Annotated in this window: 27 protein-coding genes; 7 read left to right on the top strand and 20 right to left on the bottom strand. The window is 38.6% G+C overall.

Features of this window, described 5'->3' with window-relative positions; genetic code table 11:
• Positions 1-187: 187 nt before the first annotated feature.
• The 8 genes from B7E05_RS07645 to B7E05_RS07610 form a co-directional block, all read right to left on the bottom strand.
• Positions 188-628, bottom strand: coding sequence for a GNAT family N-acetyltransferase (locus B7E05_RS07645; protein WP_080873650.1), 441 nt, complete (start codon positions 626-628; stop codon positions 188-190).
• Positions 629-868: 240 nt separating this feature from the next.
• Positions 869-1,123, bottom strand: a complete 255-nt coding sequence (locus tag B7E05_RS07640) for a hypothetical protein (protein ID WP_245832918.1) — start codon at positions 1,121-1,123, stop codon at positions 869-871.
• A complete protein-coding gene (locus tag B7E05_RS07635) occupies positions 1,098-2,333 on the bottom strand; it encodes an IS91 family transposase (RefSeq protein ID WP_080872281.1) in 1,236 nt (411 codons plus the stop codon). The genes B7E05_RS07640 and B7E05_RS07635 overlap by 26 nt, the downstream gene beginning before the upstream one ends.
• Positions 2,334-2,456: 123 nt before the next feature.
• Positions 2,457-2,807, bottom strand: coding sequence for a type II toxin-antitoxin system RelE/ParE family toxin (locus tag B7E05_RS07630; protein ID WP_080873649.1), 351 nt, complete (start codon positions 2,805-2,807; stop codon positions 2,457-2,459).
• Between the two features lie 204 nt (positions 2,808-3,011).
• On the bottom strand, positions 3,012-3,296 hold the full coding sequence (locus B7E05_RS07625; RefSeq protein WP_080873648.1) for a type II toxin-antitoxin system Phd/YefM family antitoxin: 285 nt from the start codon (positions 3,294-3,296) through the stop codon (positions 3,012-3,014).
• Positions 3,297-3,402: 106 nt separating this feature from the next.
• On the bottom strand, positions 3,403-4,395 hold the full coding sequence (locus B7E05_RS07620; RefSeq protein WP_080873647.1) for a sensor histidine kinase: 993 nt from the start codon (positions 4,393-4,395) through the stop codon (positions 3,403-3,405).
• Between the two features lie 25 nt (positions 4,396-4,420).
• Positions 4,421-4,858, bottom strand: a complete 438-nt coding sequence (locus B7E05_RS07615; protein ID WP_080876246.1) for a GNAT family N-acetyltransferase — start codon at positions 4,856-4,858, stop codon at positions 4,421-4,423.
• A 32-nt stretch (positions 4,859-4,890) separates the two neighbouring features.
• Entirely contained in the window at positions 4,891-5,577 is a 687-nt protein-coding gene (locus B7E05_RS07610; RefSeq protein ID WP_080873646.1) for a response regulator transcription factor, read from the bottom strand.
• Between the two features lie 181 nt (positions 5,578-5,758).
• On the opposite strand from B7E05_RS07610, the gene B7E05_RS07605 reads away from it, so the two are divergent.
• Positions 5,759-6,121 (top strand): YxeA family protein, encoded by a 363-nt coding sequence (locus B7E05_RS07605; RefSeq protein ID WP_080873645.1) that lies wholly within the window; start codon positions 5,759-5,761, stop codon positions 6,119-6,121.
• Positions 6,122-6,338: 217 nt separating this feature from the next.
• Here the strand turns inward: B7E05_RS07605 and B7E05_RS07600 are convergent, their stop codons facing one another.
• Positions 6,339-6,785 carry a hypothetical protein gene (locus tag B7E05_RS07600; RefSeq protein WP_080873644.1) on the bottom strand — a complete coding sequence of 149 codons (447 nt, stop codon included), beginning with the start codon at positions 6,783-6,785 and terminating at the stop codon, positions 6,339-6,341.
• A 313-nt stretch (positions 6,786-7,098) separates the two neighbouring features.
• Between B7E05_RS07600 and B7E05_RS07595 the strand changes: the two genes are divergently transcribed.
• On the top strand, positions 7,099-8,127 hold the full coding sequence (locus B7E05_RS07595) for an NAD-dependent formate dehydrogenase (protein WP_080873643.1): 1,029 nt from the start codon (positions 7,099-7,101) through the stop codon (positions 8,125-8,127).
• Positions 8,128-8,406: 279 nt separating this feature from the next.
• Here B7E05_RS07595 and B7E05_RS07590 read toward each other — a convergent pair whose 3' ends face one another.
• The 4 genes from B7E05_RS07590 to B7E05_RS07575 all read right to left on the bottom strand — a co-directional run bounded on the left by B7E05_RS07590 (position 8,407) and on the right by B7E05_RS07575 (position 13,502).
• Positions 8,407-11,001, bottom strand: a complete 2,595-nt coding sequence (locus B7E05_RS07590) for an ABC transporter permease (protein WP_080873642.1) — start codon at positions 10,999-11,001, stop codon at positions 8,407-8,409.
• Positions 10,998-11,687, bottom strand: coding sequence for an ABC transporter ATP-binding protein (locus tag B7E05_RS07585; protein ID WP_425435089.1), 690 nt, complete (start codon positions 11,685-11,687; stop codon positions 10,998-11,000). Before B7E05_RS07585 ends, B7E05_RS07590 begins: the two co-directional genes overlap by 4 nt.
• 119 nt (positions 11,688-11,806) lie before the next feature.
• Entirely contained in the window at positions 11,807-12,814 is a 1,008-nt protein-coding gene (locus B7E05_RS07580; protein ID WP_080873640.1) for a sensor histidine kinase, read from the bottom strand.
• Positions 12,801-13,502 carry a response regulator transcription factor gene (locus B7E05_RS07575; RefSeq protein ID WP_080873639.1) on the bottom strand — a complete coding sequence of 234 codons (702 nt, stop codon included), beginning with the start codon at positions 13,500-13,502 and terminating at the stop codon, positions 12,801-12,803. Before B7E05_RS07575 ends, B7E05_RS07580 begins: the two co-directional genes overlap by 14 nt.
• Positions 13,503-13,735: 233 nt before the next feature.
• Between B7E05_RS07575 and B7E05_RS07570 the strand changes: the two genes are divergently transcribed.
• Both B7E05_RS07570 and B7E05_RS07565 read left to right on the top strand, forming a co-directional pair.
• Positions 13,736-14,218, top strand: coding sequence for an AraC family transcriptional regulator (locus B7E05_RS07570; protein WP_080873638.1), 483 nt, complete (start codon positions 13,736-13,738; stop codon positions 14,216-14,218).
• Positions 14,219-14,427: 209 nt separating this feature from the next.
• Positions 14,428-14,964 (top strand): biotin transporter BioY, encoded by a 537-nt coding sequence (locus tag B7E05_RS07565; protein WP_245833020.1) that lies wholly within the window; start codon positions 14,428-14,430, stop codon positions 14,962-14,964.
• Between the two features lie 155 nt (positions 14,965-15,119).
• On the opposite strand, the gene B7E05_RS07560 is transcribed toward B7E05_RS07565, so the two are convergent.
• Complete coding sequence (locus tag B7E05_RS07560; RefSeq protein WP_080873636.1) at positions 15,120-15,677, bottom strand: recombinase family protein; 558 nt, start codon at positions 15,675-15,677, stop codon at positions 15,120-15,122.
• 87 nt (positions 15,678-15,764) lie between these two features.
• On the opposite strand from B7E05_RS07560, the gene B7E05_RS07555 reads away from it, so the two are divergent.
• The 3 genes from B7E05_RS07555 to B7E05_RS07545 all read left to right on the top strand — a co-directional run bounded on the left by B7E05_RS07555 (position 15,765) and on the right by B7E05_RS07545 (position 19,193).
• Positions 15,765-17,201: a SulP family inorganic anion transporter gene (locus B7E05_RS07555; protein ID WP_080876245.1), complete on the top strand. Its 1,437-nt coding sequence runs from the start codon at positions 15,765-15,767 to the stop codon at positions 17,199-17,201.
• A 12-nt stretch (positions 17,202-17,213) separates the two neighbouring features.
• A complete protein-coding gene (locus tag B7E05_RS07550) occupies positions 17,214-17,633 on the top strand; it encodes a universal stress protein (RefSeq protein ID WP_080873635.1) in 420 nt (139 codons plus the stop codon).
• Positions 17,634-17,894: 261 nt separating this feature from the next.
• A complete protein-coding gene (locus B7E05_RS07545; RefSeq protein ID WP_080873634.1) occupies positions 17,895-19,193 on the top strand; it encodes an arsenic transporter in 1,299 nt (432 codons plus the stop codon).
• Positions 19,194-19,284: 91 nt separating this feature from the next.
• Here the strand turns inward: B7E05_RS07545 and cyoE are convergent, their stop codons facing one another.
• The 6 genes from cyoE to B7E05_RS07515 form a co-directional block, all read right to left on the bottom strand.
• Positions 19,285-20,202 carry a heme o synthase gene (gene cyoE, locus B7E05_RS07540; RefSeq protein WP_080873633.1) on the bottom strand — a complete coding sequence of 306 codons (918 nt, stop codon included), beginning with the start codon at positions 20,200-20,202 and terminating at the stop codon, positions 19,285-19,287.
• 279 nt (positions 20,203-20,481) lie between these two features.
• The gene (locus tag B7E05_RS07535; RefSeq protein ID WP_179134491.1) at positions 20,482-21,927 is read right to left on the bottom strand and encodes a HAMP domain-containing sensor histidine kinase; all 1,446 of its coding nucleotides are present in this window, start codon (positions 21,925-21,927) and stop codon (positions 20,482-20,484) included.
• A 4-nt stretch (positions 21,928-21,931) separates the two neighbouring features.
• Positions 21,932-22,621: a response regulator transcription factor gene (locus B7E05_RS07530; protein ID WP_080873631.1), complete on the bottom strand. Its 690-nt coding sequence runs from the start codon at positions 22,619-22,621 to the stop codon at positions 21,932-21,934.
• A complete protein-coding gene (locus B7E05_RS07525) occupies positions 22,618-23,385 on the bottom strand; it encodes an ABC transporter permease (RefSeq protein WP_080873630.1) in 768 nt (255 codons plus the stop codon). Before B7E05_RS07525 ends, B7E05_RS07530 begins: the two co-directional genes overlap by 4 nt.
• A 12-nt stretch (positions 23,386-23,397) precedes the next feature.
• Entirely contained in the window at positions 23,398-24,225 is an 828-nt protein-coding gene (locus tag B7E05_RS07520) for an ABC transporter permease (RefSeq protein ID WP_080873629.1), read from the bottom strand.
• Positions 24,222-24,950, bottom strand: a complete 729-nt coding sequence (locus B7E05_RS07515; protein WP_080873628.1) for an ABC transporter ATP-binding protein — start codon at positions 24,948-24,950, stop codon at positions 24,222-24,224. Before B7E05_RS07515 ends, B7E05_RS07520 begins: the two co-directional genes overlap by 4 nt.
• Positions 24,951-25,336: the final 386 nt, after the last annotated feature.

The following is a 25,336-nucleotide window of genomic DNA, read 5'->3' as shown; positions in this document are numbered from 1 at the left end:
ACCGGGTTATACCAGTTAAAAAGCATCGAATCGCATAAGATAATAGCTGTATTACAGCATAATCATGCGGTTACCAATCTATTTCATCCTATATAAAACCGCCTGTTTCACATGATGATCGAAACGGGCGGTTTTATGTAACCTATCTGCTTTCATTTGATATTGTCTGCCATAACACGGGTTTCACTTATTCCGTGACTCCGTCCAAACCTAAATGCAGCAGGGCATAATCTCTTCCCTGCCCATCTTGTTCGGATTCTCCAATCACTTGAAATCGATGCTTCAAATAAAAAGCAGTAGCTGATGTATTGTCCTTATTTACATCTACGAATTGAATGCCATCTTTTTCTATTAAATCCTTTATAATAATGCTGCCAAATCCCTTCCCTATTTGGTCCGGGTCTAAAAACAACATTTCCAAATTTCTTTCATTCACACCAGAAAACCCAATCAATGTATCATCATGGTACCACGATTTCATATCTAGTTGCGGGAAATAAGTTGGAATTTCTGCTTTCATTTCTTCTCTATCTTTGGATTTCAAAAAATCATGTGTTGCTAACACAGATTTCTCCCATAATTGAATCAGAGCAGTATAATCTTCACTGCTAGGCTTTTTCCATTGCATGAGTACTTCCTCCCAATTAAAAATCGAATAAAAATCCTTTCCTTTTTACAAGTAAGGCATGTTTTTATTATATATGCCTGTTCATGTTTTATGAAGTAATTATTCCATTGCTATCTATAACCTCTTATTTACTGCCAAAGAAAAGTCATTTTCACTTTCTAATTATCTTCTATAATAGAACACATTTCACAATATCAGAACAAAATCGCTAACGCGACTAAATCACGTCCCAAGTAGATGCTAATCACTTGGGACGTTTTTCGCTTCAATCATAGTGCCATTACAATGCGGACAATGAAGTTCTACTTCATCCCTATTATTTTTATCCACACTAAATTCACCAATGATATACTCCGGGACTTCATCGGTTCCATGGCAATCTAAACATTGAAATAATATGATCTTCATTTCTTCTTTTAAGCCAAAAGGATCCTCTTCGTCCAGCCAGTCTGGAAAAAATTCATCTGATTTATCCGGCTCTTTTGGGTTTGTCAATTCCGTATCTCCTCCTTCTTTCTTTCTCTACATCCTCCATGTAATGATAAATCCACCCATAGTCAGCATGCCATATTCCAATGAGCTCCATCTGTTTACGGCAACACGGACATTCCAAAGGGTCCTGTTCAAATGATTCTATCATACGTTGACGGTATGTTTTTTTCTTACGTTTTGCTTCCAAAAGAAACGAAATCTGCTTCGTTCTCATGAACGCATATAAACTCAATATTTGTTGCGCTTTACGATGAGCCCTTCTACTATACAGCCCATATCTCCCAACCATTCGAAAATGCTTTGGTGGAATGTGTTGTAATATTTCAAATAAGAACCTGTACACTGGAACCTTTTTATCTACACGTTTTCCTGTTTTATGATCCTCATACCAGTAATGAACTGTTTCCCCATCATAAGATTCAATACGATATTCGGCGATAGCTGGTCGAGCTAAATATCTGCCGATATACTTGGCTACACGCTTGGCATTGTTCATTTTCTTCTCTGCATTGACATAAAAGCCTTTCGGATACCTTTGATATAACTCATTAATAAGTTCTATGATTTTCGGTGTTGCAGGAAACCACTTCTTCAACAAATCTAAGACAACTTTTTGCCAGGACTTTCTTAAAAAATCATAAGGAACATATCCATTATTAACCCATTCATTTTGATTATCTAACGCACCTTCTGTCACCAATGCATGTATGTGAGGATTAAACTTTAAATCTCTTCCAAACGTATGAATAACCGTAATAATCCCTGAACGGAAGCCTCTTTTCTTACCTTTCTTTTTATTATGGTACTGAAATACTTCGGCTACCTGTTTACTTAATTCATTTAATTTTTTTCGGTCATTGTAAAATATGTTTCTTAACTCTCGTGGAAGTGTAAAGACCATATGGCGATGCGTAACATTAAATATCATTTCCTGTTGTTTGTCTGACCAGTCATCCGTATACTTTTTCCCACAACGGTGGCATAGTCTGCTTTTACAAGTAAAACACACGAATTTAGGAGAAGGATCCCCTTCACATCCTAAACACTCATAGCGAGCATATCCTAAATCACGTGTCCCGCAACGAATTGTTTTTTCTACCGTTTCTTTTATATGTTCACGATAAGTTTTCGGAAAACGATCAGCATGGAACTCCCAAAATCCAGCAAAATGGTCTTTTAAGATTTCTTTAATAACTCCGCTTCCCTTTCTCATATCTCTACCCCTCCAGTGAGTTAATAAAAGTTTAACATAAAAGTTATCCACAGCTAGAGAATTTTATAATTTCCTAGACAATAAAAAAAGAGAAGTATATTCCTTCTCTTAAATGGTTTGATTTTATTCATTACAAGAGTCTTCTTGTGAATCCTTACGAGGTGATAAAACTTTTGTTAAATCCATTTTAGAATAAACTACTCGATGAATCATTACTTTATCATTCTTTACTGTATAAAAGACAATATAATTTTTTACCTGTAATAGCCTATATTCATCTTCTAGTTCCTTAGCAGGCTGATAAACTCTACAAGAATAAGGAAACTGTTCTAACCTCGCTATAGAGTTATCCAAATGATTAACTAACTCTATTGCTGCTTCAGGTGCTTTTAACGTGTTTTGAATATAATCTACAATATTCCTTAAATCACTGACTGCTAAAGGTAAATAAATTACCTTATAATGCGTGTTCAAAAAGTCCGATAAATAGGACCAAGTCGGCTAAGTTCGCGACGTCCGTGTCGCAAAGCCGACACTAGCACGTCGTGTGCGTCGGAAGTTCAAGGCGACTAGCAAATTCCAAACGGAGCGTATGCTTTATAATACGTGAGTATTGGAATTTGCTAGTCAACGCAGAAATTCGCCGTGTCATTTTTATTGGATTTTTTGAACATCCTCTTATACATTATCTGTGTCCTTATCTTTTATTCTGGACCTTAACTCTGAAAACACTTCTTCATGCGTATACCTTTTATCTGTTGATTTAGCCTCTATTTCTGCTTCTTTTAATTTTAAATAAATATCACTTTCAAACATTTTCCGTTCATACGCTTCTATACTCATGACAACCATGTCACCATATCCATTCTTGGTCAAGAACACCGGTTCGGATGTTTCATGTATCGTTCTTGAAATATCTGTAAAATTATTTCTTAAATCTGAAACAGGACGAATGTTTACCATATCCTCACTCCTTCACTATATTATCTTTATTTTTTCATAATTATGATAAAATTTCAATTTAGTGTTTTTTATGCATCTTCATAACTTGTATTTCAGCTATAAGTATTCATAACCTCTGCGTATCCGAAAAAACAATCCGAAATATTGTCCCTTCGCCAACCTGTGATTCCAATTCAATCCGATGATGCAGATACTCCACAGCTTCTTTGATTAAATACAGCCCCATCCCCGTAGATTCTCTGAATTTCCTTCCGTTTTCTCCTGTATAAAAAGCATCAAAAATACGTTTCTTATCCGCTTCCGGAATGCCTATTCCAAAATCCTGTACTTCTAAGACAGCCTCTTTCCCGCGTTCATACATGGAAATAAGCACGGCATTACTCTTTCCTGCAGAATACTTCACTGCATTTAAGATAAGCTGCGTCAAAATAAAGTAGAGCCACTTTTCATCGCTTTGCACGGTCAATCCCGCTGTTCTTTCATCCACTTTCGGATAAACCTGGTTACGTATGTAAAATCGTTTATTTTCCCCATTCACCTCATGAACCAGTGACTCCAGATGAATCGGCTTAATATGAAAATCCTGCTCCATCGTCCGCAGTCTTGCCATATAAAGAATCGTATGTAATCCCGACTTCATCCGCTCTGTTTCTTCCCGAATACTGGACGAATCCGGCTCATCCAGATTCTGCGCGGTCAGCTCAATCACAGAAATCGGTGTCTTCATCTGATGCACCCATTGATCCATCAGCTTCAGATGCTCTTCCCTTTCCTTTTCAATGGTATTAATCTGCTGCTGATAATGCTTGTACTGACTGCGCAACAGGTCATCCAATGCTTCAGAAACAGGATGCTGGCTGCTTTTCTGCAGCGATTCGTCCAATGTTTCTAAAGGCCTGCTTAATCGCTTATAAAAGGAACGCCGGCTGACATATTGATAACAAAGATAGCAGATCAGCAAAAAGAAGCCGATAAAAATGGCATACAGCGCCGGCAGCAGGTTCCGATAGCCATCCAGCCAATAAAGAAGCAGGATAGCCGTAAATTGCAGGATATTAAGCGCAATCAATAAAGTATGTTCCTTTAAAAATAGCTTCATTTCAACTCTCCTTCAAACAGCTGTTTTAAACTTCACGACTTAGAAAAACAAGTCTTTCTATTTCTTTAAAGCCACGTCTTTTATAAAAAGCTTCTGCCGATATTCCTCTGTCCGTCAAAAGAGAAATGGCAGTAATCGAATTGGAATCCAGTTCATTTATCAAATGATTGATTAGCGCCTTTCCAATCCCTTTATTTTGTCTATCCGTATCTACACACATTTCATGGATAAAAAATTCGTCTCCACTCCACCAGGTTCGACGTGTTCCAAATATAAAACCAACCATCTCCTCCTTTTCTATCGCAGACACGCCTAAAAATCCCGGAGTCCGGTAAAAATCTGTCAAATATTGTTCAGCTTTTGCCATCGTCCATTTATCATTCCATGGCTCCTCGTTAAAAACGCTTAAAAACAGGTTACTGCACATACGCAAATCATTCTCTTCAACTGTTTTAAAATGCACACTGACACTTCCTTCTTTCATTTATTTTTCTTTCACATGCTTTTCAGCCGATATCCGACTCCTCTGACCGTTTCCACACCATCTTCTATTCCAACAGCCTGCAGCTTTTTTCGCACTCTTGTGATATTGACATTCAATGTATTTTCATCCACGTAAGTCTGGTCATCCCAAAGCTTCTCCAGCAAATCCTCCCTGCCGGCAACGCGCGGGTAACGGTTCATTAACGTTTCGATAATATCCGCTTCTTTTTTGGATAAAAACGTTTCTTCCCCTGCAAAGGTTAATTCCAGTCGTTCCGGTAATAATTTCAGACCTTCTACTTCCAAAAAACGCTCCTTCGCATCCTGTGCATATGCTCCATAGGCACGGCGCAGCTGACTCCGTATTTTAGCCATCACAATTTCCGCACTAAACGGTTTCGTGATAAAGTCATCACCGCCATTTTCGAGTGCCATTACCTGATCCATCTCCCCTGTCCGTGCGGAAATAAAAATGACCGGACAAGTGGATGCTGTGCGAATTTGCCTGCACCAGTAAAAGCCATCATAGCTCGGTAAATTAATATCTAAAAGCACCAGATCAGGCTTTGTTTCTTGGAACACTTCCATAATCCGTTCAAAATCCGTGACAAAAGATACTCGGTAGCCATATTTTTCAATGTAATCCTGCAGATGTTTTGTAATCTTCGGGTCATCTTCTACAATCATAATGGTCTGCATATCTATCACCCTTCTCTATTCTAAAATAATTATGGCACAGATTATATGGAACCACAAAAATAGCGAAAGTATTTTCACCTTACAAAAGTGTAAGCTGACTGTAAGGGAAAACGATTTTTGCATCCCTTTTTCGTTCTTATAATAAAGATACAAATAAAAACAGAAAAAGGAGTATCATTATATGAAAAAAGGAATAAAAATACTGGTTGGAATGTTGATTGTATTCATTTTTGCAGCTGTTGCTATCCAAAAGACGACAGCCGGAATCATCCCGCTGACAGACTGGTTATTACAGAAGCCTGTGGAAACCTACTATGTAGAAACATCAGATGATAATTATGAAAAACTATGGAACGGAAATTATAAGTATGTCTTTTCAGGATTTAACGAAGATGGCGATGAGCAACAGATTACGAGAGTGATAGATAGAGAATTACAGACAGATGCTTTTCTTCAGATGGACGCTTCCGGCAGCTATGGGAAAGGCTGGGGAGAAGTGATGGAAGAAGAAATTCCAGAAGCAGCCTTACTGCAATTGGATTAAAATGCAGCAATTTACAATGACAACGCAATGTTTCATAGATTTATTCCATCTAAAAACAGGAGTACTCCCCTGATAATTGAAAGTACTCCTGCTTCTAAGTTGTATCTTATTGAAATGGCGGATGAATTGTATTGTTTCATCCATCACTAAGATTATACTTCTTCCTTTGTATGTTGAAATTTTCATTTTTCCGTTTCAAATTCTAGAGAAGAATTTTTTAAACCTTCTTATCCAAATCAGATTTATTTTCTTTATGCATCATCAAACCAGCAACCAGAAATGGCACGCCGGATAAATCAGTTATAATATTTTTGAATCCCATCGCAAGAATAAAAGCAGACCAGGAAGAATGAGCATTTTTCCTAATCATGAAGTAAGCAACAATCTCCAAAACAATGAAAACAAAAGTAGAAATGAGATATAAAAGACTGGCTATGACAAAAAAGAAAAGAACATAATTAATCGGCTCATTAGCATAAACGATAGTTTGGAGCCAGTCTAAAAATGTTCCAGAACGCGTCGTGCCATTAATCGTATTCGGATTATAAATAATATATCCGCCAAATAATGCCGTAATTCTTTGAAACAGGATAAGTATAGCAACCCACTGGATAATATTTAAACCAATCCCCAGCAAAATAAGGCTTTGTGTATGATTTCTCATAAATAGATTCTCCTTCTTCTTTCTTTATGGACTATGTTATTCCTTTTATTGCAACGAACTATTGTCAGCTCATTAAACCCTCTCAAATAATAACATATTTCGCCAATTCCTGAAGCAAAGGATGCGAAAATCTCGGCAGATGGCATTCCATTATTTAAATAATAGACCAAAGCGCTTCGGCAATAACCCGACATCTCTCAAGATATATTTTCCTATATTAGAAGTTTTATCTTTTGCTAACTTGGTAATAACCATATAAATGGAATTTTAAAATGAACATTTTCAAAACTACCTTAAAAGGAGCGTGTATCAAATGAAAATTGTAGCATTATTTCCTGAAACAACCGGCAGTAACACGGAAAACCAATTATTGAATACGGAGAAAGCAATTGGATTAAAACCGTTCTTACAAGAAAAAGGACACGAACTGGTTATTTTAAATAATAATGAAAAAGATTTGGATGCACATCTGGCTGATATGGACGTCGTTATCAGCGCACCTTTCTACCCTGCGTATATGACAAAGGAACGTCTGAACAATGCGCCAAATTTAAAACTCGCCATAACCGCTGGCGTTGGTTCAGACCATGTTGATTTAGACGCAGCCGTTGAAAATGAAGTGACCGTTGTCGAGGTGACTGGCAGTAATACAGTCAGTGTAGCGGAACATGCTGTTATGGATATTCTTATCCTGCTGCGTAATTTCTTGGAAGGCCATCGTCAGGCAGAGGAAGGCGAATGGAATTTATCACAAGTTGGCAATCATGCCCATGATTTGCAGCATAAGACAGTAGGTATTTTCGGATTCGGACGTATCGGTCAACTTGTTGCAGAACGCTTAGCTCCATTTGATGTGACCATTCAGCACTACGATCCGATGAACCAAAAAGATATGAAAGGTTCCACTTTTGTTCCTTTTGACAAGTTAGTTAAAACAAGCGATGTGATTACTATTCACGCACCATTAACCCATTCTACCGATAACCTGTTTGATAAAGAAGTATTAAGCCAAATGAAACAAGGCAGTTATTTAATCAATACGGCACGCGGCAAAATTGTCAATACAGACGATTTAACAGAAATGATTGAATCTAATCATATCCAAGGCTACGCAGGCGATGTATGGTATCCACAGCCTGCTCCGGCAGATCATCCATGGAGAACCATGCCGCGTCAGGCAATGACTGTACACTACTCCGGCATGACATTAGAAGCGCAAGCCCGAATTGAAGAGGGCGTTAAAGATATCTTAACGCGTTTCTTTGAAGAAAAACCGTTCCAAGAGAAAGATGTGATTGTAGACGGCGGTAAAATCGCAAGCTCCAGTTATACTGCGGAATAAAAGTTGTTTTAAATAGCATATTCTGCTTGATAGTGTACAGATTTATAAAAATAGGCGTATTTTGTTTCCTCGCTGAATGCGCCTATTTTTTTATAAGGAAAACCACATCTAATCGTAATAGCGAAAACAATTTCCCATCTACAAATGTCGACTCTTAACAGTCTGATTTTTTTCATAATGATAAAATGTGCGTTTACTGATATTTGTCTGTTTCGCTCATTCTCTTATAACGCAAAAAGCTATCACAGTTATATTTATCTGTGACAGCTTTTGAGTGCTTTAAATATTTTCCTGTCTTAACGTCTCCACGATACTATCCTTCTTCAATTTCGACATCGAGTAAAGCATAGCTGCTCCAACAATCAGAAATACAGCTAGAATCGCAATTCCAATATATATCCATGGAATGTTGAAACTGTAATCAAAGGCGTATTGCGTCTGCGAATAAATAATATACATCACCACAAAACTAATTGGCAAACCATACAACAAGGATTTCATTCCATAAAACAGGCTCTCAAAATAAATCATTTTACGAAAAGCTTTTGGCGTCATGCCAATCGATTTCATCGTTACAAATTCTCTCCGTCGCAAGGCAATACTTGTTGAAATGGTATTAAAGATATTAGCAACAGAGATCAATGTAATCAGGATGATAAACCCGTAAACAAAAATAGACAACACCCGTGCAAATTGTTCATTATCCCGTCTGATTTCATACTGATTATAAATAGATACCTCATTCGCAATTCCCAGCGCTTCTATATCTTCTTGCGCCTGATCCGGGTCATCAGAGGTGACATATACCTCGGATAAACTTGCTCTTTCATTTGGATATGATTCCACTATATTCTCAAGCACTTGTTCCGGTACAATAAGATAAATGGTCTTCGAATCAGCATGGGAATCCCCAACGGGATATTGATTCGTCAGACCAAGCAGCTCGATGTCTTCCCCCTGTTCCAAATTCCAATCTTCTGTCTCTTCATTGTAGCTGTTCACTTGAAGCGGCAGCATATCACCTGTATCCACTTTTAACATATCCGTTTCGATATATTGCGTGCCATCATTATAGGTGACATGGTTCACTAAAACACCACGAAAATCACTTTCTGCCCTATCCGTTATATCATTATCGGCAAGATATTGTTCCCAATCCGTATCAGATAAGCCGACTAATTCCAGGTTATACGGAAGACCTTCTGCTTTTTCAGGCGTTTGATCCCAATTTTCATAGTTCTCCCCAGTCATGTGCTCCGGAAAATATGCCTGGAGATTAGCTTCTTTGTAAATGAAACTTTCCTCCACACTATCTAAATCTTGTATGTCTTGATAGGTTTTCCACAATGGGTTTGAATCATCTATCTCCCCCGTGCCGCTAATGGAAATATCATATTCCAATTCATCCGACAGTACTTCATATGATTTGGTCAACGAGCTGGTATAGAACCCTACAGTTAAGAACAGAATAACGCTGATCATGAGTGAAAAAACAGTCACCTGGTAACGTTTCTTATGTCTCTTTAAATTCTTCAAAGCAATTTCCGCTTCATAGCCAAAGAGTTTACGGACGATACGGCTTGTTTTCACTTTCTTTTTCGTTAATTTGACATCCTTCGCCTGGCGAATAGCATCTATTGCCGTCACTTTAGATGCTCTGACTGCAGGTATCCATGCAGAAATCAAAATAGTCATCAAAGAAACACCGACAGCTATCCCAATTAAAGGAAAAGTAACAACCAGCCGAAAATCTGTCTCCAGCCCTACATTTTGTAAAATCTGATTCACATAATGCAGCGTGATGCCAATGCCGGCAAAACCAGCTCCAATTCCAACAGGGATACTGATTGCCCCGATTAAAAATCCTTCAAATAAAACGGAATTTCTTTTTTGCCGTTTCGTCGCTCCAACGCTGGCAAGCATTCCTAAATACCGTGATCTTTCTGATACCGAGATAGCAAATGCATTATAAATTAAAGCCATGGAACCAATCACGATAATCAGCATAATAACCGTTAATAATCCGGACAAAGTAGAAACCGTCCCGCTGTTCACGGAAACAAGGTACGTATTCAATAAAGTCGTGTTAAAATTATACGTATCATCCGCTACATCCAATTCTTGCGCCAGCAAATCTACATCATCGAAAAGGGTTATCCCTAAATCATTCACTTTTACAAAAGCACGATCCACCACAGATGACGCTTGTGCATCCGTATAAGCTAAAACCGTATATCCTGGAGACCACGGCTCGTCCCATATCGGTTCTTCGATTTCACCAACAATGGTAAAGCTGTATTCCGTTTGATTACGTAATTCTTCATCCACTTGTCCCTCTATAACCAGCAGGGAATCATCTTGACCTAACGTATGATTTGCCATACCTCTCGTTCCTGTATAATGTCTTTCTCCTATATTTAACTCAATCGTATCTCCAATTTGGTAATCAAAATCCTGTCTCTTTAATTCCTCAGAGATCACTACCTCCTTTTCATTTGCCGGGAGCCGGCCTTTCGTCAGATTCACTTGCATCTGCTCCAGAGCCGTTTCATCCATGCCCCGGACATACAGGTATCTTTTCAATAATTGATCATTCAACGGTGCGTAACCATATTCCTTCATCACACCAACAGAATCTGTATTGGCATCGGTTTGAATCTTTTCCAGCTGCTCTGAATCAAGCTGATCCATGCTGTAATGCCAATTCCCTTCATTAGCAATCGCATCCCGCTGCTGCATATCTATAAAAGAAATTCCCAGGGAAGCTACTCCTGTAATCATCGCAACAGAAATAATGACACCAATAATCGTAATAAGCGTTCTTCGTTTATTTTCTTTTAAATGCCTTAACGTAACTTTATTAACTATATTCATTGGCGAATCACCTCGTCCTTGGCGATCACACCGTCCTCAATGGAAATAATCCGATCAGCCTGAAGGGCAATTCGTTCATCATGGGTAATGACGACCAATGTCTGGTGATATGTTTTATTAAATAGTTTTAATAAATCAATGATTTCTTTACTATTCTTACTGTCTAGATTCCCTGTCGGCTCATCTGCAAGAATAATAGATGGATTACTGATTAAAGCTCTGCCAATGGATACACGCTGCTGTTGACCTCCAGATAGCTGATTCGGTAAATAGTCTAATCGATTATGAAGTCCTAGAATTTCTATCAATTCCTTGAAGTGCTTTTTTTCCACTTGATGGGAGTCTAACAGCATCGGCAATGTAATATTTTCCTCTACTGTTAAAACCGGCAGGAGATTGTAAAACTGATAGATTAAGCCAATCTGCCTCCTGCGAAAGACAGCTAACTGTGTTTCATTTAATTCATAGATGTCCGTATTCTCTATAAACACCTTGCCATCCGTCGGCCGATCGACACCTCCCAGTAAATGAAGCAGTGTCGATTTCCCGGAACCAGACGGTCCAATAATTGCTACAAACTCCCCCTGCTCCACGGAAAATGATACATTATCCAATGCTTTTACCGCCGTGTCACCTTTTCCGTACACTTTAGACAAATTTTCAACCCGCATTAATTCCACTACCATTTCCTCCTTATTTTCCTTTGTTCCCTACTTTACCTGTCTAAGGTGACGGGATAGTGACAATAACAGTGACAATATTGTCACTTATGATGACATAACCTGCTTATAAAATGAAACTTCATTTAGCGAGCTGTTTCTCCCTGATAGAATTTAATTAAAAAAGTGGTTCCTTTTTCAGATTCACTTATTACTTCAATATCTCCCTGCTGATGAGCAACAATCGAATAAGCCATCGCCAAACCAATACCAACACTGCCATCAGCCGCCTGACTTCCTTTATAAAAACGTTTAAAAATATGTGGAAGCTCTGCTTTCTCGATACCTTTGCCATTATCATTAATTCGAATTTCTGTAAAAATAGCATTTTCCTTATAAGAGATGGAGACTTTTCCGCCGTGCGGGGTGTGTTCTATTGCATTCTTTAAAATATTAATACAAGCCTCTTTCGTCCAGTTTTTATCGCCTATAAAAGTCACCCCTGGCTTTTCTTCTATCTCCAGCTCCATCTCCTTCAGCTCAACAGGGATTTCCATCGGTGCAACGACTTCTTGTATAAGCTGGTCCACTTCAACCTTTTCCTTGCTGAATAGCGTAGTTCCCGCATCGATTTTGGAAAGCTTTAATAACGAGGATACAAGCCATTCCATCCGTTCTAATTGCCTGCGAATATGATATGTAAATTCCTGCCGCTTTTCCGTCTCCATATTCGGATCGCTTAATAAATCAGCCATTACGGTCATCGAAGTCAGCGGTGTTTTGATTTGATGAGAAATATCGGAAATCGCATCTGTGAGTTTTTCTTTATCCTTCTGCAGCCCTTCCTGCTGTTCGGATAGCATCCGGGTCATTTTATAGATTTCATTTTTTAATATACTGAGGTCCCCTTCTCGATTATCCCGGACATCGAGCGCGGTATCTCCTGCCATAATTTTTCGTAAATAACCGGATAACTGGATCATCCGCTGGTAACGCCAAACCATCCATACCATATAACAAATCACCAGACTCCCGCCCACAATCGCAATAAAGACGGCTGTGACAGGAGAATGCATATACCCTAATAGCATACCAATTCCTAAAATCAATACCGTGGAAGTGAGAAAAAAACGGATTTCTTTATTTCGCAGCATCTTCAGCCGCCATTCTGTATCCCAGCCCTCTGACTGTTTCTATAATTGCCGGTTGCTGCGGGTTATCTTCAATTTTCTTTCGAAGCCGTTTAATATACACCGTGAGTGTATTATCATTGACAAACTCGCCAGCCACATCCCATATCTGTTCCAGCAGCTGTTCCCGAGACAGTATCTGCCCGCGGTGGTTGATAAAAATCATCAACAGCCGATATTCCAGTGCGGTTAATGCCAGTTCTATGTTTGCTTTATACACTTTTCCTTCTAACGGAAATACCTCTAACGAACCCAGCTGAAAAGTGTCTTTCTCATTTGAATTATTTTTTTGATAACGTCGGAGCACCGTTTTAATCCGTGAACTTAATTCGCGGATACGGAACGGTTTGGTAATATAATCGTCTGCCCCCATATCTAGTCCCATCACCACATTCACCTCATCATCAACAACGGTTAGAAAAATAACAGGGACATCTGCTTTTTCTTTCACAGATCGGCATAAATCATAGCCGCTGCCATCCGGTAAGGATAGATCAAATAAGCATAAGGAAATGCTGTTTAGCTCGGTATCTATTATTTCTTCTGCTCCTTGCGCATGATGACAGACAATCACTTCATAACCTTCTTGACTTAACGAATATTCCAAGCCGGAAGCAATTGCTTTATCGTCTTCTACAATAAGTAATTTCATAGCTGTTCCTCCATATTTTATTGCTCTTTCTTTCCTTTTCCTGCGCGTCATTTTTATTGGATTTTTTGAACGTCCTTTATAACTATTATACAAATAGTTTGGAATAAGTTATATAATACAAGTTATTTTTAAAATTATTAAATTATTTTTAAAATAGTTGTTGTTTTTCATTTTAAAGGGACTTATGATGTACTTAGACGCCGGCGTACTTATACTTTTTAGGAGAATTTCAAATGAAAATCGAACAAATTTCTGATTTACCAATCGTTTATATGCGAAGAATAGGTGCATATGGAAAGGAAAATAACCAGCTAATGGCTGCGTTTAAACATTGGATGATCTACAACAATGCTTCAAAGGGCAATTTATTAACAGATAATGCAGTTATATTAGGCATTATTTGGGACAATCCAACCCTTGTCCCCTCGGAAGCTTGCAGATACGATACAGCACTTGTATTGTCTGCCCAGCAGGAAATAAATGATGAATGTGTTCAACAAAGTATTTTACAAGGCGGAAGCTATGCTGTTTTCACTATTGAACATACAGCTGATGCATTGACCAGAGCATGGGAAACTATTTTCTCTGAATTAGCTGTTCCAGGCCATCAGTTAGATGAGTCAAAACCGATTTTGGAACGATATGTGAAATCCATGCTGGATAAGCATGTTTGTGAAATTTGCTTGCCCATTCAGAACCAAATCAAAGAGAAATAACGCATATGATATCTCTTTCATTCAATACAAATTCCCTAATGTTTTTGTCTATGTATAGAGATTTTCGTGGAGATTTATAACTTTCTAACACCCTGTTGTCACCTATTAAAAATATAGGTTGACAATAGGGTGTATATTCCCTTATTATTCTATTTATATCAAAACTAGAAAGTGTGGGAAATCTATTGAAATTAAGAGATATGATGTTTATGTCATTATTCGCAGCAATTATCGGAGTTCTTGCTATTTTCCCTCCTGTCCCGCTTCCCTTTATTCCTGTACCCGTTGTAGCGCAGACACTGGGTATTATGCTGGCAGGCGGTATATTAGGCGCCAAACGCGCTGGGCTCAGCGTTCTTCTTTTTGTCTTCCTCATTGCCGTCGGAGTTCCGTTATTAACTGGTGGTCGTGGCGGTTTAGGAGTTCTTGTCGGACCCACAGGGGGATATGTTCTATCATGGCCAATCGCTGCTTGGGTTATCGGTTATTTAACCGAAAAAAATATCCATTCGCTGGCCTATTGGAAACTTGTATTAATCACTATTTTTGGCGGTTCACTTATTATTAACATCGTCGGCGTTACCTATTTATCTATTTTATCAAATCTTCCATGGGGTCCGACCGCTCTTTCAGCCCTAGCCTTTTTACCAGGTGATGTTTTAAAAGCATTAATTGCCAGTGCTGCCATTATGAAAATAAATCAGATTTATCCATTGATTGGCGAAAAAAAGCGTGTAACGTACTGAGATCGTGCGTGCACATACTATTGCTTCCCATTAGAAATGGAATATTCAAAAGTACGTAACGATGGAGATAAGAAAGGTGAAGAAGCTATTTTGATTGGTTTGAACAAATATAATTTTATGAACTAATCAACCACTATCAAAATAACTTCTTCTATCTAAACCTCCCCTTCTCCCCCTAACGATTCCAAATAACGATAAAGCGTTGATTTACTTATTCCTGTTTCATTTTTAATATCAAACAATTTAAAACCGTCCTGATACATCGCAATCGCTTTTTTAATATTTTCATCCGATTTTTTGGGACGACCAATTGATTTCCCTTGTCTTTTCGCTTCGTATATGCCATGTGTTGTCGATTGTTTAATACTGTCAGATTGGAATTGCAGTACATGCGTCATCATATCCTGTAAATACATATTCAGCAGTGTGTCGCTATGCATATCTTCACGCTGAAAATGAATGGTCACCTTATCTTTTTCACACACTTTTAATACTTCCATCAAGTGATGAAAAGTATCCGCTAAAGCAATCATTTTTTCTACAAAAATATGATCTCCTGCCTGTACCTCCATCAGCAGCTCCTCCAGCTGATGCCGTTTTTTCGGCGTTCCATGTTCTTCTTGAAATATCCGGTCGCATTTCCCCTCCAGAGACGCTAATTGACGCTCAGATTGTTGATCATTATATAACGGTCTTGTATAACCATATATCATATTATTCGCTCCTATTAATTTCCCTTAAGGGTTCCTTTTTGGGAAAGTTAGTGCTACAATGTGAAAAGAATTTTAGAAAAGGAGTTTATCATGCAACATTTAAAACAACAATGGTTCGGTAATATCCGGGCGGACATCTTATCCGGTATTGTCGTAGCGCTTGCTCTTATTCCTGAAGCAATCGCTTTTTCAATTATAGCAGGTGTTGATCCGATGGTAGGTTTATACACCTCTTTTGTTATTGCTGTTGTCATTTCTTTTGCCGGCGGCCGGCCGGGAATGATCTCTGCAGCTACCGGAGCAATGGCGCTGCTCATGGTTCCTTTAGTCCGTGATTACGGTCTGGATTATTTATTGGCAGCAACGATTTTAACAGGTATTATTCAACTTATTTTTGGGATATGTAAAGTTGCCAAAGTCATGAAATTCGTACCAAACGCCGTTATGATTGGCTTTGTGAATGCGTTGGCTATTTTAATATTCACGGCACAGCTGGAACATTTCATCGGCATATCCACCATGACCTATGTATTCGTGGGAATGACATTAATTCTGTTATACACTTTACCACATTTCATTAAAGCAATTCCAGCTCCGCTAATTGCTATTGTCGTACTGACATCTGTGGCCATTTTCAGCGGAGTGAATCTGAACACTGTAGGAGATCTTGGAACGATTACCCAATCCTTCCCATCATTTTTCATTCCAGACGTACCATGGACACTGGAAACACTACAAATTATTTTCCCATATTCCTTATCAATGGCTATTGTCGGGCTGTTAGAAACTTTACTAACATCCCAAATTGTCGATGATATGACAGGAACAGAAAGTAATAAAAATGGGGAAGCACGCGGCCAGGGGATTGCCAATTTTATCACCGGTTTCTTCGGTGGAATGGCAGGATGCGCAATGATTGGACAATCTGTCATTAATGTAAAATCAGGCGGTCGGGGACGATTATCTACTTTTATTGCAGGTATCTTTTTAATGTTCCTTATCCTTGTGTTAGGTGACCTGGTTGTGCAGATTCCGATGCCCGTATTAGTCGGAATCATGATTATGGTAAGTATCGGCACGTTCGATTGGAGTTCTTTTAAATACTTAGTAAAAGCTCCCCGTACAGACGCAATCGTTATGTTGGCAACGGTCGTCATTGTTGTTTATACACATGACTTATCCAAAGGCGTGCTTGCTGGCGTTCTATTAAGTGCTATTTTCTTTGTTATCAAAATTTCAACCGTTAAAATTTCGAATAACGGCCATCGTTATCATATTCACGGGCAGCTCTTTTTTGCTTCCATTGACGGATTTGTCGATTACTTTAAAAAAGCGGATATCCAAAGTGAAAAAATTGAGATTGATTTCTCTGACAGCCGCATTTGGGATGATTCCGGAGTCGGCGCTGTAATAAAAGTAGTAAATCTATTAAAAGAAAAAGGAATTCAAGTAGAACTTGTTGAAATAGATACTTCAAGTAAGAAAATAATGGATAAATTAGATGGTGTTTTATCATCACATTAAGGGGGATTCTCCATGTATAAACATATCTTACTCGCTTCCGACGGTTCAGAAAATGCGGTACGAGCAGCGAAAGAGGCGGTCAAACTTGCCGCACACAATCCAGATTCCATCATTGATGTCATCTATGTTATCGACTTTGACAAATCAAAAACAGCAGTCCTTCACTCCAATTCCAATGAGGAAATCGATATGGAACGCCGTAAAAAGAATTCAAAAGTCATTCAATTTCTTCAGGAAGCAAGTGCAAATTATAAAACGACTATCTTACGCGGGAAACCGGGGCCGGAAATTGTGAAGTATGCGAATGACCAAGGTGTAGACATCATTGTCATCGGCAGCCGCGGCTTAAACGCATTACAAGAAATGGTGTTAGGAAGCGTCAGCCATAAAGTCATGAAACGTGCAGCCTGCCCTGCGATGATTGTGAAATAGTATAAAAATAATGACCTGCACGATCCACCTTTAAATCAAAAATATTTTATATAATACCAGCCTTTCTCCTATTCAACAAGGACACCAAAATCGGCCATTGCCCACATTTTGTGTCCTTGTTTTATTATGAAGGTTTGCCATGTTGCTGAATTGGGTTATATAATCATAGAGTTACGAAAATGCCTGTTATTTCAACGCTCTTAAAGAAGGCTTTCATGCTGCTAATCAGCTTTTGTTACCCAACAGTAAAGGAGAATCACGATGACCTTCACGCTTATACTCGCACTTATTATTTTTTGCATCACACTTATTTTTGTCATTTGGCAGCCTAAAGGCCTGAATATCGGCTGGTCTGCTTCCGGAGGAGCTCTGCTGGCATTGTTATCCGGCGTGGTCGGATTGGGAGATGTGTTGGAAGTTATTCATATTACTTGGAATGCTACCCTTGCCTTTGTAGCCATTATTTTAATATCTCTGGTTTTAGATGAGATTGGATTATTTGAATGGTCTGCCCTGCATATGGCGAAAGCAGCCAATGGAAATGGCCTGAAGATGTTTATTTACGTCAGCATATTGGGAGCAATGGTAGCAGCACTATTTGCCAATGATGGGGCAGCACTTATTCTGACACCGATTATACTGGCAATGGTTAAAAATTTACATTTCAAAGCGCATATGATTTTTCCATTTATTATCGCAGGTGGATTTATTGCGGATACAACTTCGCTTCCCTTCATTATTAGTAACTTGGTAAATATCGTATCGGCCGATTTTTTCGGAATTGGCTTTGCGGCATATGCAGCACGGATGGTTATTCCCAATCTATTTTCATTTATTGCAACGATTTTCGTATTGCTGCTTTATTTTCGCAGAACCATTCCAAAAAGATATGACCTGTCCAAGTTAAAAGAGCCAAAGGATGCCATTCAAGACAGGAAACTATTTCGCTTATCCTGGTATGTTCTTGGTTTATTAATGATCGGCTACTTTACAAGCGAATGGATGCATCTACCTGTTTCCATCATCGCCGGAATCATAGCTATTATCTTTCTTTTCCTGGCAAGGCGCAGTCCAGCAGTTCATACCAAAAAAGTTATTTCAGAGGCCCCTTGGAATATCGTAATCTTTTCCATCGGCATGTATGTCGTTGTTTACGGACTGGGAAATGCAGGTCTTACCTCTGCCCTTGCCACAGTGATTCAAGCAGTTGCTGACCAAGGATTGTTTATCGCGACTTTTACGATGGGATTAATTGCTGCAGTCCTGTCATCAATTATGAATAATCTGCCGACAGTGATGGTTGATGCGCTTGCTATTGCTGAAACAAATACATCCGGAATCTTGAGAGAAGGGCTTATCTATGCAAATGTCATCGGCTCCGATTTAGGGCCGAAAATCACGCCAATAGGTTCTCTCGCCACTTTGGTCTGGCTCCATGTATTATCACGAAAAGGGATAACGATTCTATGGAGAGAATATATTAAAATCGGGATGATACTAACTTTCCCTATTTTATTAGTCACTTTACTAGGGTTATACTTGACTCTATTGTTTTTTTAAATACACACTTAAAAAAGAAATCCAAACACATGCGATGGTGTTTGGATTTCTTTTGTTTCATATTAGAGATGCTGTGGCCTTTTTGCTTTTCTTATAAATTAAAAATAATTCCCATCAACGAATAAATAATCACTGTTGAAAAAACAACCGTCATATGAATTAAGGAATAAATAAACATCGATTTTGCCCATTTTTCCGAGTCCATCCGCTGGTAGCCGAAAACACTCAACATAAGCCATCCAAGACTCATGATAAGTGATACAAGCATCAGCCCGACGCTTAATGAGCTTAATAAAAAGCTGATACCAAACATGACAATTAAATAAATATTTGTCTGAATATACGTCCGTCTGACCCCTTTTACAACAGGAAGCATCGGCACGCCAGCTGCTTTATATTCTTCATGCTTCCGAATCGAAATCGAATAAAAATGCGGCATCTGCCAAATAATCGTAATCACAAAAAGTCCTAAAATCGCCGGATGCATAATGTCCGGATACATGGCTGCCCAGCCGATTAAAGGCGGCATAGCGCCAGAGATACTGCCGATTTCCGTATTGTACACCGTTCTCCGCTTGCTCCACATCGTATAAGGGAACACATAAAAAAACAACCCTAAAAAGCCGAGGAACCCGGCCAGCGGTGTCGTTAAACAAAGGAGAATAATTCCGGCAACAGCCATGATAATACCCAGCCACAATACTGTTCCGGGCTTAATTTCACCTGTAACGGTTGGTCTCCCTTTTGTTCTTTCCATCACTGCATCAATATCCCGGTCATATAAATTATTAAACGCCCCGGCTGCTCCTATCACGAAAATAGATCCTAAAAACGCAAATAAGATTTCCGGCAGTTTTTCTAAAATACTGATTTGATACGTGTATAAAGCTAATGTTAATCCGGCAAACATCGGAATCAAATTAGAACGAATAATTCCGGTCTTGACCGTTTGCGAAAGTATTTTGGATATGGGGCTTTTTTGATATTGCCCATTCATTGCTTCTGCCATTTCTTATCTAATCTCCTTTTACCCATCTATCTGAAACCAATACCCACGGTTTAAACTGCAATCAAATGAAAGCACTACTCAAAATATATACCATACACTATTTTAATTCCAATGAAACTATTTGTATAGAAGGTTTTATTAACGGAAATTGTGAACATTAAACGAACGTATTTTTATAATTTTAGGATTTTGCAGCATAAAACCGGACTGTATCAGATTTCATCCTCTCTGCCTGTAAAAAATCCATATATCTTTTAGCAAGATATATGGATACAAACACTACATTTTATTTTTCATATTCCGAATAATCACCGTAAAGACAGCTCCGCCATCAGGATGATTATCCGCACTGATTTCACCATGGTGTTTTTCTACGATGGCTTTCGCGATAAATAATCCCAAACCGGAATGACCATCCACGCTGTTCCGCGCTTTATCCTCCCGGAAGAACTTCTTAAACAATTGTTCCCTGTTTTGCTTTGAAAAACCTGGACCGCTATCCGCAATTACTATTTTCAATTCCTCCTCCGCTATATACGTTTTCCAAGTAATAACACCCTGTTCCGGTGTATAGCGTAGACTGTTCGTTAACATATTATCCAACATTTGATTGATCCGAAATGGATCCAGATAAAATAAACCAGGCATTCCCTCCGGATAATGAATCGTTGCCTGCAAACGAATGTTTTGAGCAGCCCCTAATTGCTTGTACTCCTTGATTTTAGCCTGGATTAGTGCTTCCACATCTGTTGATTCCACTTCTAAATGAAATTCTGTCTTCTCGTAGCTGGATACATCATTTAGCTCTTGGATCAAACGAATCGAACGCTGGCAATTAGATACTATCGTTTCCACATACTGTGTATTTCGATTGGTAAGCTCCTGATTGCTTTCTAAAATCCCCTCTGCATGTCCTTGTATAATCGTCAACGGCGTTTTCAAGTCATGTGCAACAGCTGCAACCATTTCTCTTCTTTCTTCTTCCAAACTCCATTGTTTTTCAAGCGCTTCTTTTAATGCTATTTTCATCTTATCAAAAGCCGCTACCAGCTGATGTAGTTCCTGGATATTGCTATTATTATGCATCGTAAAGTTTAAATCTTGATTTTCTATTTTTCTGGCTCCGGTGATAATTTCATTAAACGGCTCTTCCATTCGTTTTGCCCATCGCTTGCCAATGATATACGTAAATAAGTAAATATAAACAAATGGAACAAGCAAGCAGAGAATCAATAAGGTGAGAAGTACTGGCTGTGACTCAGCATTGGTTGACATGACAGATAGTTCATATCGAAAACCAACCGCTCCCTGAAGATGTTGCTCATTATCTGTAATCGGATAATAAATAACGATTTTATCCCCATCGTACATATTATTATTCAATTCCGTTAATACATCCTCCCTCGATGCAATATAACGATCTTCCATACTGCCATATTGCATCACGCCATCCGTATCAACGATTTGATAGTCTATCCCTTCTAAAGGAATCTGCTCTTCTAATACGGTTTGGTTATCGGGATTCAATACATCTTCCTGTTCATTTACAAACTCAACAAGCTCCGGTATCTGGCTTTCATAATAATTAGCAGGATTCAACGTTTTATTCTGATAGATGAGTTGAAATACTAGAAGTCCAATCACCCAGGTAAGGATTGTTGCCAAAATACTGAATAGCATAATACGGTAAAAATGACGGCTTAATTGTTTCCTTAAATGTTGCATCAGACTAGCCTTCCCATTTATAGCCGACGCCCCATACCGTTGATATATAAGGGGTGGACGGATCATATTTTTGAATTTTTGCACGTATCTTCTTAATATGTTCGGTGATGGTCGTAGAATCCCCAAAAGAATCTATTCCCCAAACCTGCTCATAAATCTGTTCCTTGGTAAAAACCTGGTTGGGGTGCATAACAAAAAACGTGATAATTTCAAATTCCCGATAGGTGAAGGGAATCTTTTCATCCTGGTAAAATACTTCATAAGCAGAAGTATCAATAATAAGATTTTTCGCATGCATGCGATGATAAGCCTTATAAGCATTTCTTTGTTCCCGGCGCAAATGCGCATAAATTCTTGTTTTTAATTCCTTTAGACTGAACGGCTTTTCAATATAATCATCGCCTCCAGCCATCAGCCCTTTAATGCGGTCATGCTCCGTATTTTTGGCGCTGACAAATAAAATCGGACAAGAAACATGCTGTCTTATCTCTTCACAGAGTTGATAGCCGTCCATACCTGGCATCATAATATCCAGAACAATTAAATCAGGCTGTTCGGGGAGTAGACGCAGTGCTTCTTCCCCACGATAGGCAACCAGTACCTGATACCCTTCATCCTCCAGGGAATCTCTCATAAAAGTAACAATATCTTTTTCATCATCTACGAGCATAATTTTACTTTTCACTTTGATCATCCTATCCAATCACGCTTTTTCCAAATTCCTATATTCAGTATATAGCTTCCCAAAATAAGAAACAATATGACTGAAAACATCATTTGTTTCTGCCCTGCCAATAATACAAAAATCGTATCTGCCATGGATAAGAAAAATACCATATAATCCGAAATATAGATGCTGCCCACCAGAAAGCCAATGATTCCAATATAAGCTAAAATCATATTCGGCAATATAGTACTAATCAAGCTCCCTACCATCATTGCTGAAACCAAAATAACAAAAGCGGTCAGATAATACAAAAACACATAACCATATACTGCTAGTGGCTGAAGCATTTCCGTATCTAAAAAAGTAGTTTCTGTAACACTGGGAAATGCCAGTTGCCCATAGATAATACCTGCTGCCATTGTAATCATTAACAGCAGAAAAACAATGATAGATAATATCGTAATTTTCGCCAAGAATAGCTTTCCTCTTGGAACAGGTCTTAATAACACCATCCGATACGCACCCGATGTATATTCTCCATTAAAGCTGTCCACAACAAGCATGGGAATCAAAATAAATAAGAAGAATAAACCTAACTCTCTTAGCAGGAAGGGTGCTGTATTTAAAGCATTCAATGTGACCTCTTCTTCCGGACTGTAAAAAGCAACTCCGCCAAACGCCGAAAGAAATAAACATTGAAATCCAATCAGCAGCAAATAAACACCAATGCCAATCCATGTCTTTTTCCTTTTAAACATCCGTTCTGTCTCGCTTCGTAATATATTTTTCAAGATAATCACCACCTAAATAAAAGCATTTTTTCGTCTGCAAATAAAATAAAGGAAACTAACCATAGGAACCATATACATAAACAGAATAAGAAGATTCCAATATAACCATTCTTTGTTCTCTGAAAGCATTAATGTCAATCCTTCCCATTGAATCATGGGTATGGATGTAAAAAATAGCCGCATATACGTACCTTCATTTATTAACTCATGAAAAAAGTTCAAAATTTGCGGATAAGTAAAGGATAATAATAAAAATCCTACCCCAGCACCAATAGCTGTTGTCGTTGTCCGGCTAATAATAGCTAATAAGAAAAACACGGTAATCATGACAATCATCGTCAGAAAAGCTAAACTGTAAAATTTCATATTATAACTTATTCCCTCTGCAACACTGACAGGAGAGGAATAATAGAATTGCATATATTCATCCGGCCGTTCAAAAAGGAACAATCCGATGACATGACTGCAGATAAAATAAAGAACAAAGAAAAGGAGCATGGTTCCTATAATAACCATATATTTAGCTGTCATCACCTTACGAAAGGAATAGGAACGAATCAAAACCATCCGCAGCTGCCCGGATTGATATTCTTCCGTAACAGACAAACTAATAAGCAGCAAAACCACTCCTTGAAAAGCAGTAAAAAGCATTTCTGATAAACCAAGCACTGGAAAATTCCAAGCTACTGTATATTGGGCAACATCAGGGCTAATCGCTGCATTCTGTGTGTTTAAATAACTGGCTGCCGCAAATAAAAGAACTGGGATACTTAAAAATGCAAGCCAAGTTGTCTTCCGTTTCCATAACCGGTTCCACTCACTACTTAAAATATATTTCATCGGGAAACCAGCTCCACAAAGGCATCTTCTAACTGCTGCCCTTCCCTTGCCAAGTTTTCCATCGGTCCAGACCATAATACGTTGCCTTCTTTAATAACAACCAATTGATCACAGATCCGCTGAATTTCATCCAGTAAATGACTGGAAATAAGAATCGTCATTCTATACTCCTCATTCAACCTTAAAATCAGCTCTCTTAACTCCCGAATCCCCATCGGATCCAGTCCATTGGCCGGCTCATCCAGTACCAGTAAAGAAGGATCTCCTAATAAAGCTTGCGCAATCCCAAGCCGCTGCTTCATTCCTAATGAATATGTCCGCACCTTATCATCGGCTCTACCCTCCATTTGAACGATTTGCAACACGTCATCTACCTTCTTTTTCCGCGTTTGCTTTGTTAGTTGTGGATGAAGCAAAGCCAAATTATATAAATTTTCTCTTCCTGTCATATAAGGAAAGAAAATTGGATTTTCGATGATTGCGCCAATCTTAGAAAGCCCCTCCTGGCGATTTTTAATGATGCTGTTTCCTTGAATAAAAATATCTCCCTCATTAGGCTGAATTAATCCAGTAAGTACTCGCAGCAAGGTTGTTTTTCCAGCTCCATTAGGGCCAAGTAAACCACAAATTTCACCTTTTTCAACCTGAAATTGAATGCCTTGAAGCAGCGTTCTCCGTTTTACTTTTTTTGTTATATGTTGTACAGATACTATATTTTCCTTCATTCGTATCAACCTCCTATTTTTAGATTAATTGATAAAAATAAAGGAATTATAAAGAAAGGTAATTATATATATAGCTCAACTTTCGCACTTTAAAAAATACCTTCCTTTCCAAGGGAACAGGAGCTGATTGATTCTTGCTTACAGCTGTTGCCAAAGATGAGAAGGTAAGGTGTAAGGCGACCGCTACGGCGGACCGTTTTGCTTTCCTAGGGGCACGCTCTTCAGCTAACTTTTGCCAAGAAGAGCACTTGGCAAAAGTGGATCTTCAGATGGTGCTGATCCCTCAGGAGTCAAAACGGTCCGCCTCCGCTAGTAGGATATTCTACGCGATTGCAATAGCTCAACAAATACTACCTTGACTAAAACATGCTTATGAAACCTTTTTA

The sequence above is a fragment of the Oceanobacillus timonensis genome, from assembly GCF_900166635.1.
Classification (GTDB): domain Bacteria; phylum Bacillota; class Bacilli; order Bacillales; family Amphibacillaceae; genus Oceanobacillus; species Oceanobacillus timonensis.
Note: the sequence above shows the minus strand (reverse complement) of the source record. Positions and strands in the feature narration are given on the sequence as shown.

Coding starts and splice junctions, on each gene's coding strand:
- B7E05_RS07545 (WP_080873634.1), top strand. CDS start 17,895: ATGACCTTCACGCTTATACTCGCACTTATTATTTTTTGCATCACACTT.
- B7E05_RS07635 (WP_080872281.1), bottom strand. CDS start 2,333: ATGAGAAAGGGAAGCGGAGTTATTAAAGAAATCTTAAAAGACCATTTT.
- B7E05_RS07580 (WP_080873640.1), bottom strand. CDS start 12,814: ATGCTGCGAAATAAAGAAATCCGTTTTTTTCTCACTTCCACGGTATTG.
- B7E05_RS07550 (WP_080873635.1), top strand. CDS start 17,214: ATGTATAAACATATCTTACTCGCTTCCGACGGTTCAGAAAATGCGGTA.
- B7E05_RS07620 (WP_080873647.1), bottom strand. CDS start 4,395: ATGAAGCTATTTTTAAAGGAACATACTTTATTGATTGCGCTTAATATC.
- B7E05_RS07575 (WP_080873639.1), bottom strand. CDS start 13,502: ATGAAATTACTTATTGTAGAAGACGATAAAGCAATTGCTTCCGGCTTG.
- B7E05_RS07515 (WP_080873628.1), bottom strand. CDS start 24,950: ATGAAGGAAAATATAGTATCTGTACAACATATAACAAAAAAAGTAAAA.
- B7E05_RS07645 (WP_080873650.1), bottom strand. CDS start 628: ATGCAATGGAAAAAGCCTAGCAGTGAAGATTATACTGCTCTGATTCAA.
- B7E05_RS07570 (WP_080873638.1), top strand. CDS start 13,736: ATGAAAATCGAACAAATTTCTGATTTACCAATCGTTTATATGCGAAGA.
- B7E05_RS07605 (WP_080873645.1), top strand. CDS start 5,759: ATGAAAAAAGGAATAAAAATACTGGTTGGAATGTTGATTGTATTCATT.
- B7E05_RS07595 (WP_080873643.1), top strand. CDS start 7,099: ATGAAAATTGTAGCATTATTTCCTGAAACAACCGGCAGTAACACGGAA.
- cyoE (WP_080873633.1), bottom strand. CDS start 20,202: ATGGCAGAAGCAATGAATGGGCAATATCAAAAAAGCCCCATATCCAAA.
- B7E05_RS07535 (WP_179134491.1), bottom strand. CDS start 21,927: ATGCAACATTTAAGGAAACAATTAAGCCGTCATTTTTACCGTATTATG.
- B7E05_RS07590 (WP_080873642.1), bottom strand. CDS start 11,001: ATGAATATAGTTAATAAAGTTACGTTAAGGCATTTAAAAGAAAATAAA.
- B7E05_RS07520 (WP_080873629.1), bottom strand. CDS start 24,225: ATGAAATATATTTTAAGTAGTGAGTGGAACCGGTTATGGAAACGGAAG.
- B7E05_RS07585 (WP_425435089.1), bottom strand. CDS start 11,687: ATGGTAGTGGAATTAATGCGGGTTGAAAATTTGTCTAAAGTGTACGGA.
- B7E05_RS07530 (WP_080873631.1), bottom strand. CDS start 22,621: ATGATCAAAGTGAAAAGTAAAATTATGCTCGTAGATGATGAAAAAGAT.
- B7E05_RS07600 (WP_080873644.1), bottom strand. CDS start 6,785: ATGAGAAATCATACACAAAGCCTTATTTTGCTGGGGATTGGTTTAAAT.
- B7E05_RS07625 (WP_080873648.1), bottom strand. CDS start 3,296: ATGGTAAACATTCGTCCTGTTTCAGATTTAAGAAATAATTTTACAGAT.
- B7E05_RS07565 (WP_245833020.1), top strand. CDS start 14,428: ATGTCATTATTCGCAGCAATTATCGGAGTTCTTGCTATTTTCCCTCCT.
- B7E05_RS07610 (WP_080873646.1), bottom strand. CDS start 5,577: ATGCAGACCATTATGATTGTAGAAGATGACCCGAAGATTACAAAACAT.
- B7E05_RS07560 (WP_080873636.1), bottom strand. CDS start 15,677: ATGATATATGGTTATACAAGACCGTTATATAATGATCAACAATCTGAG.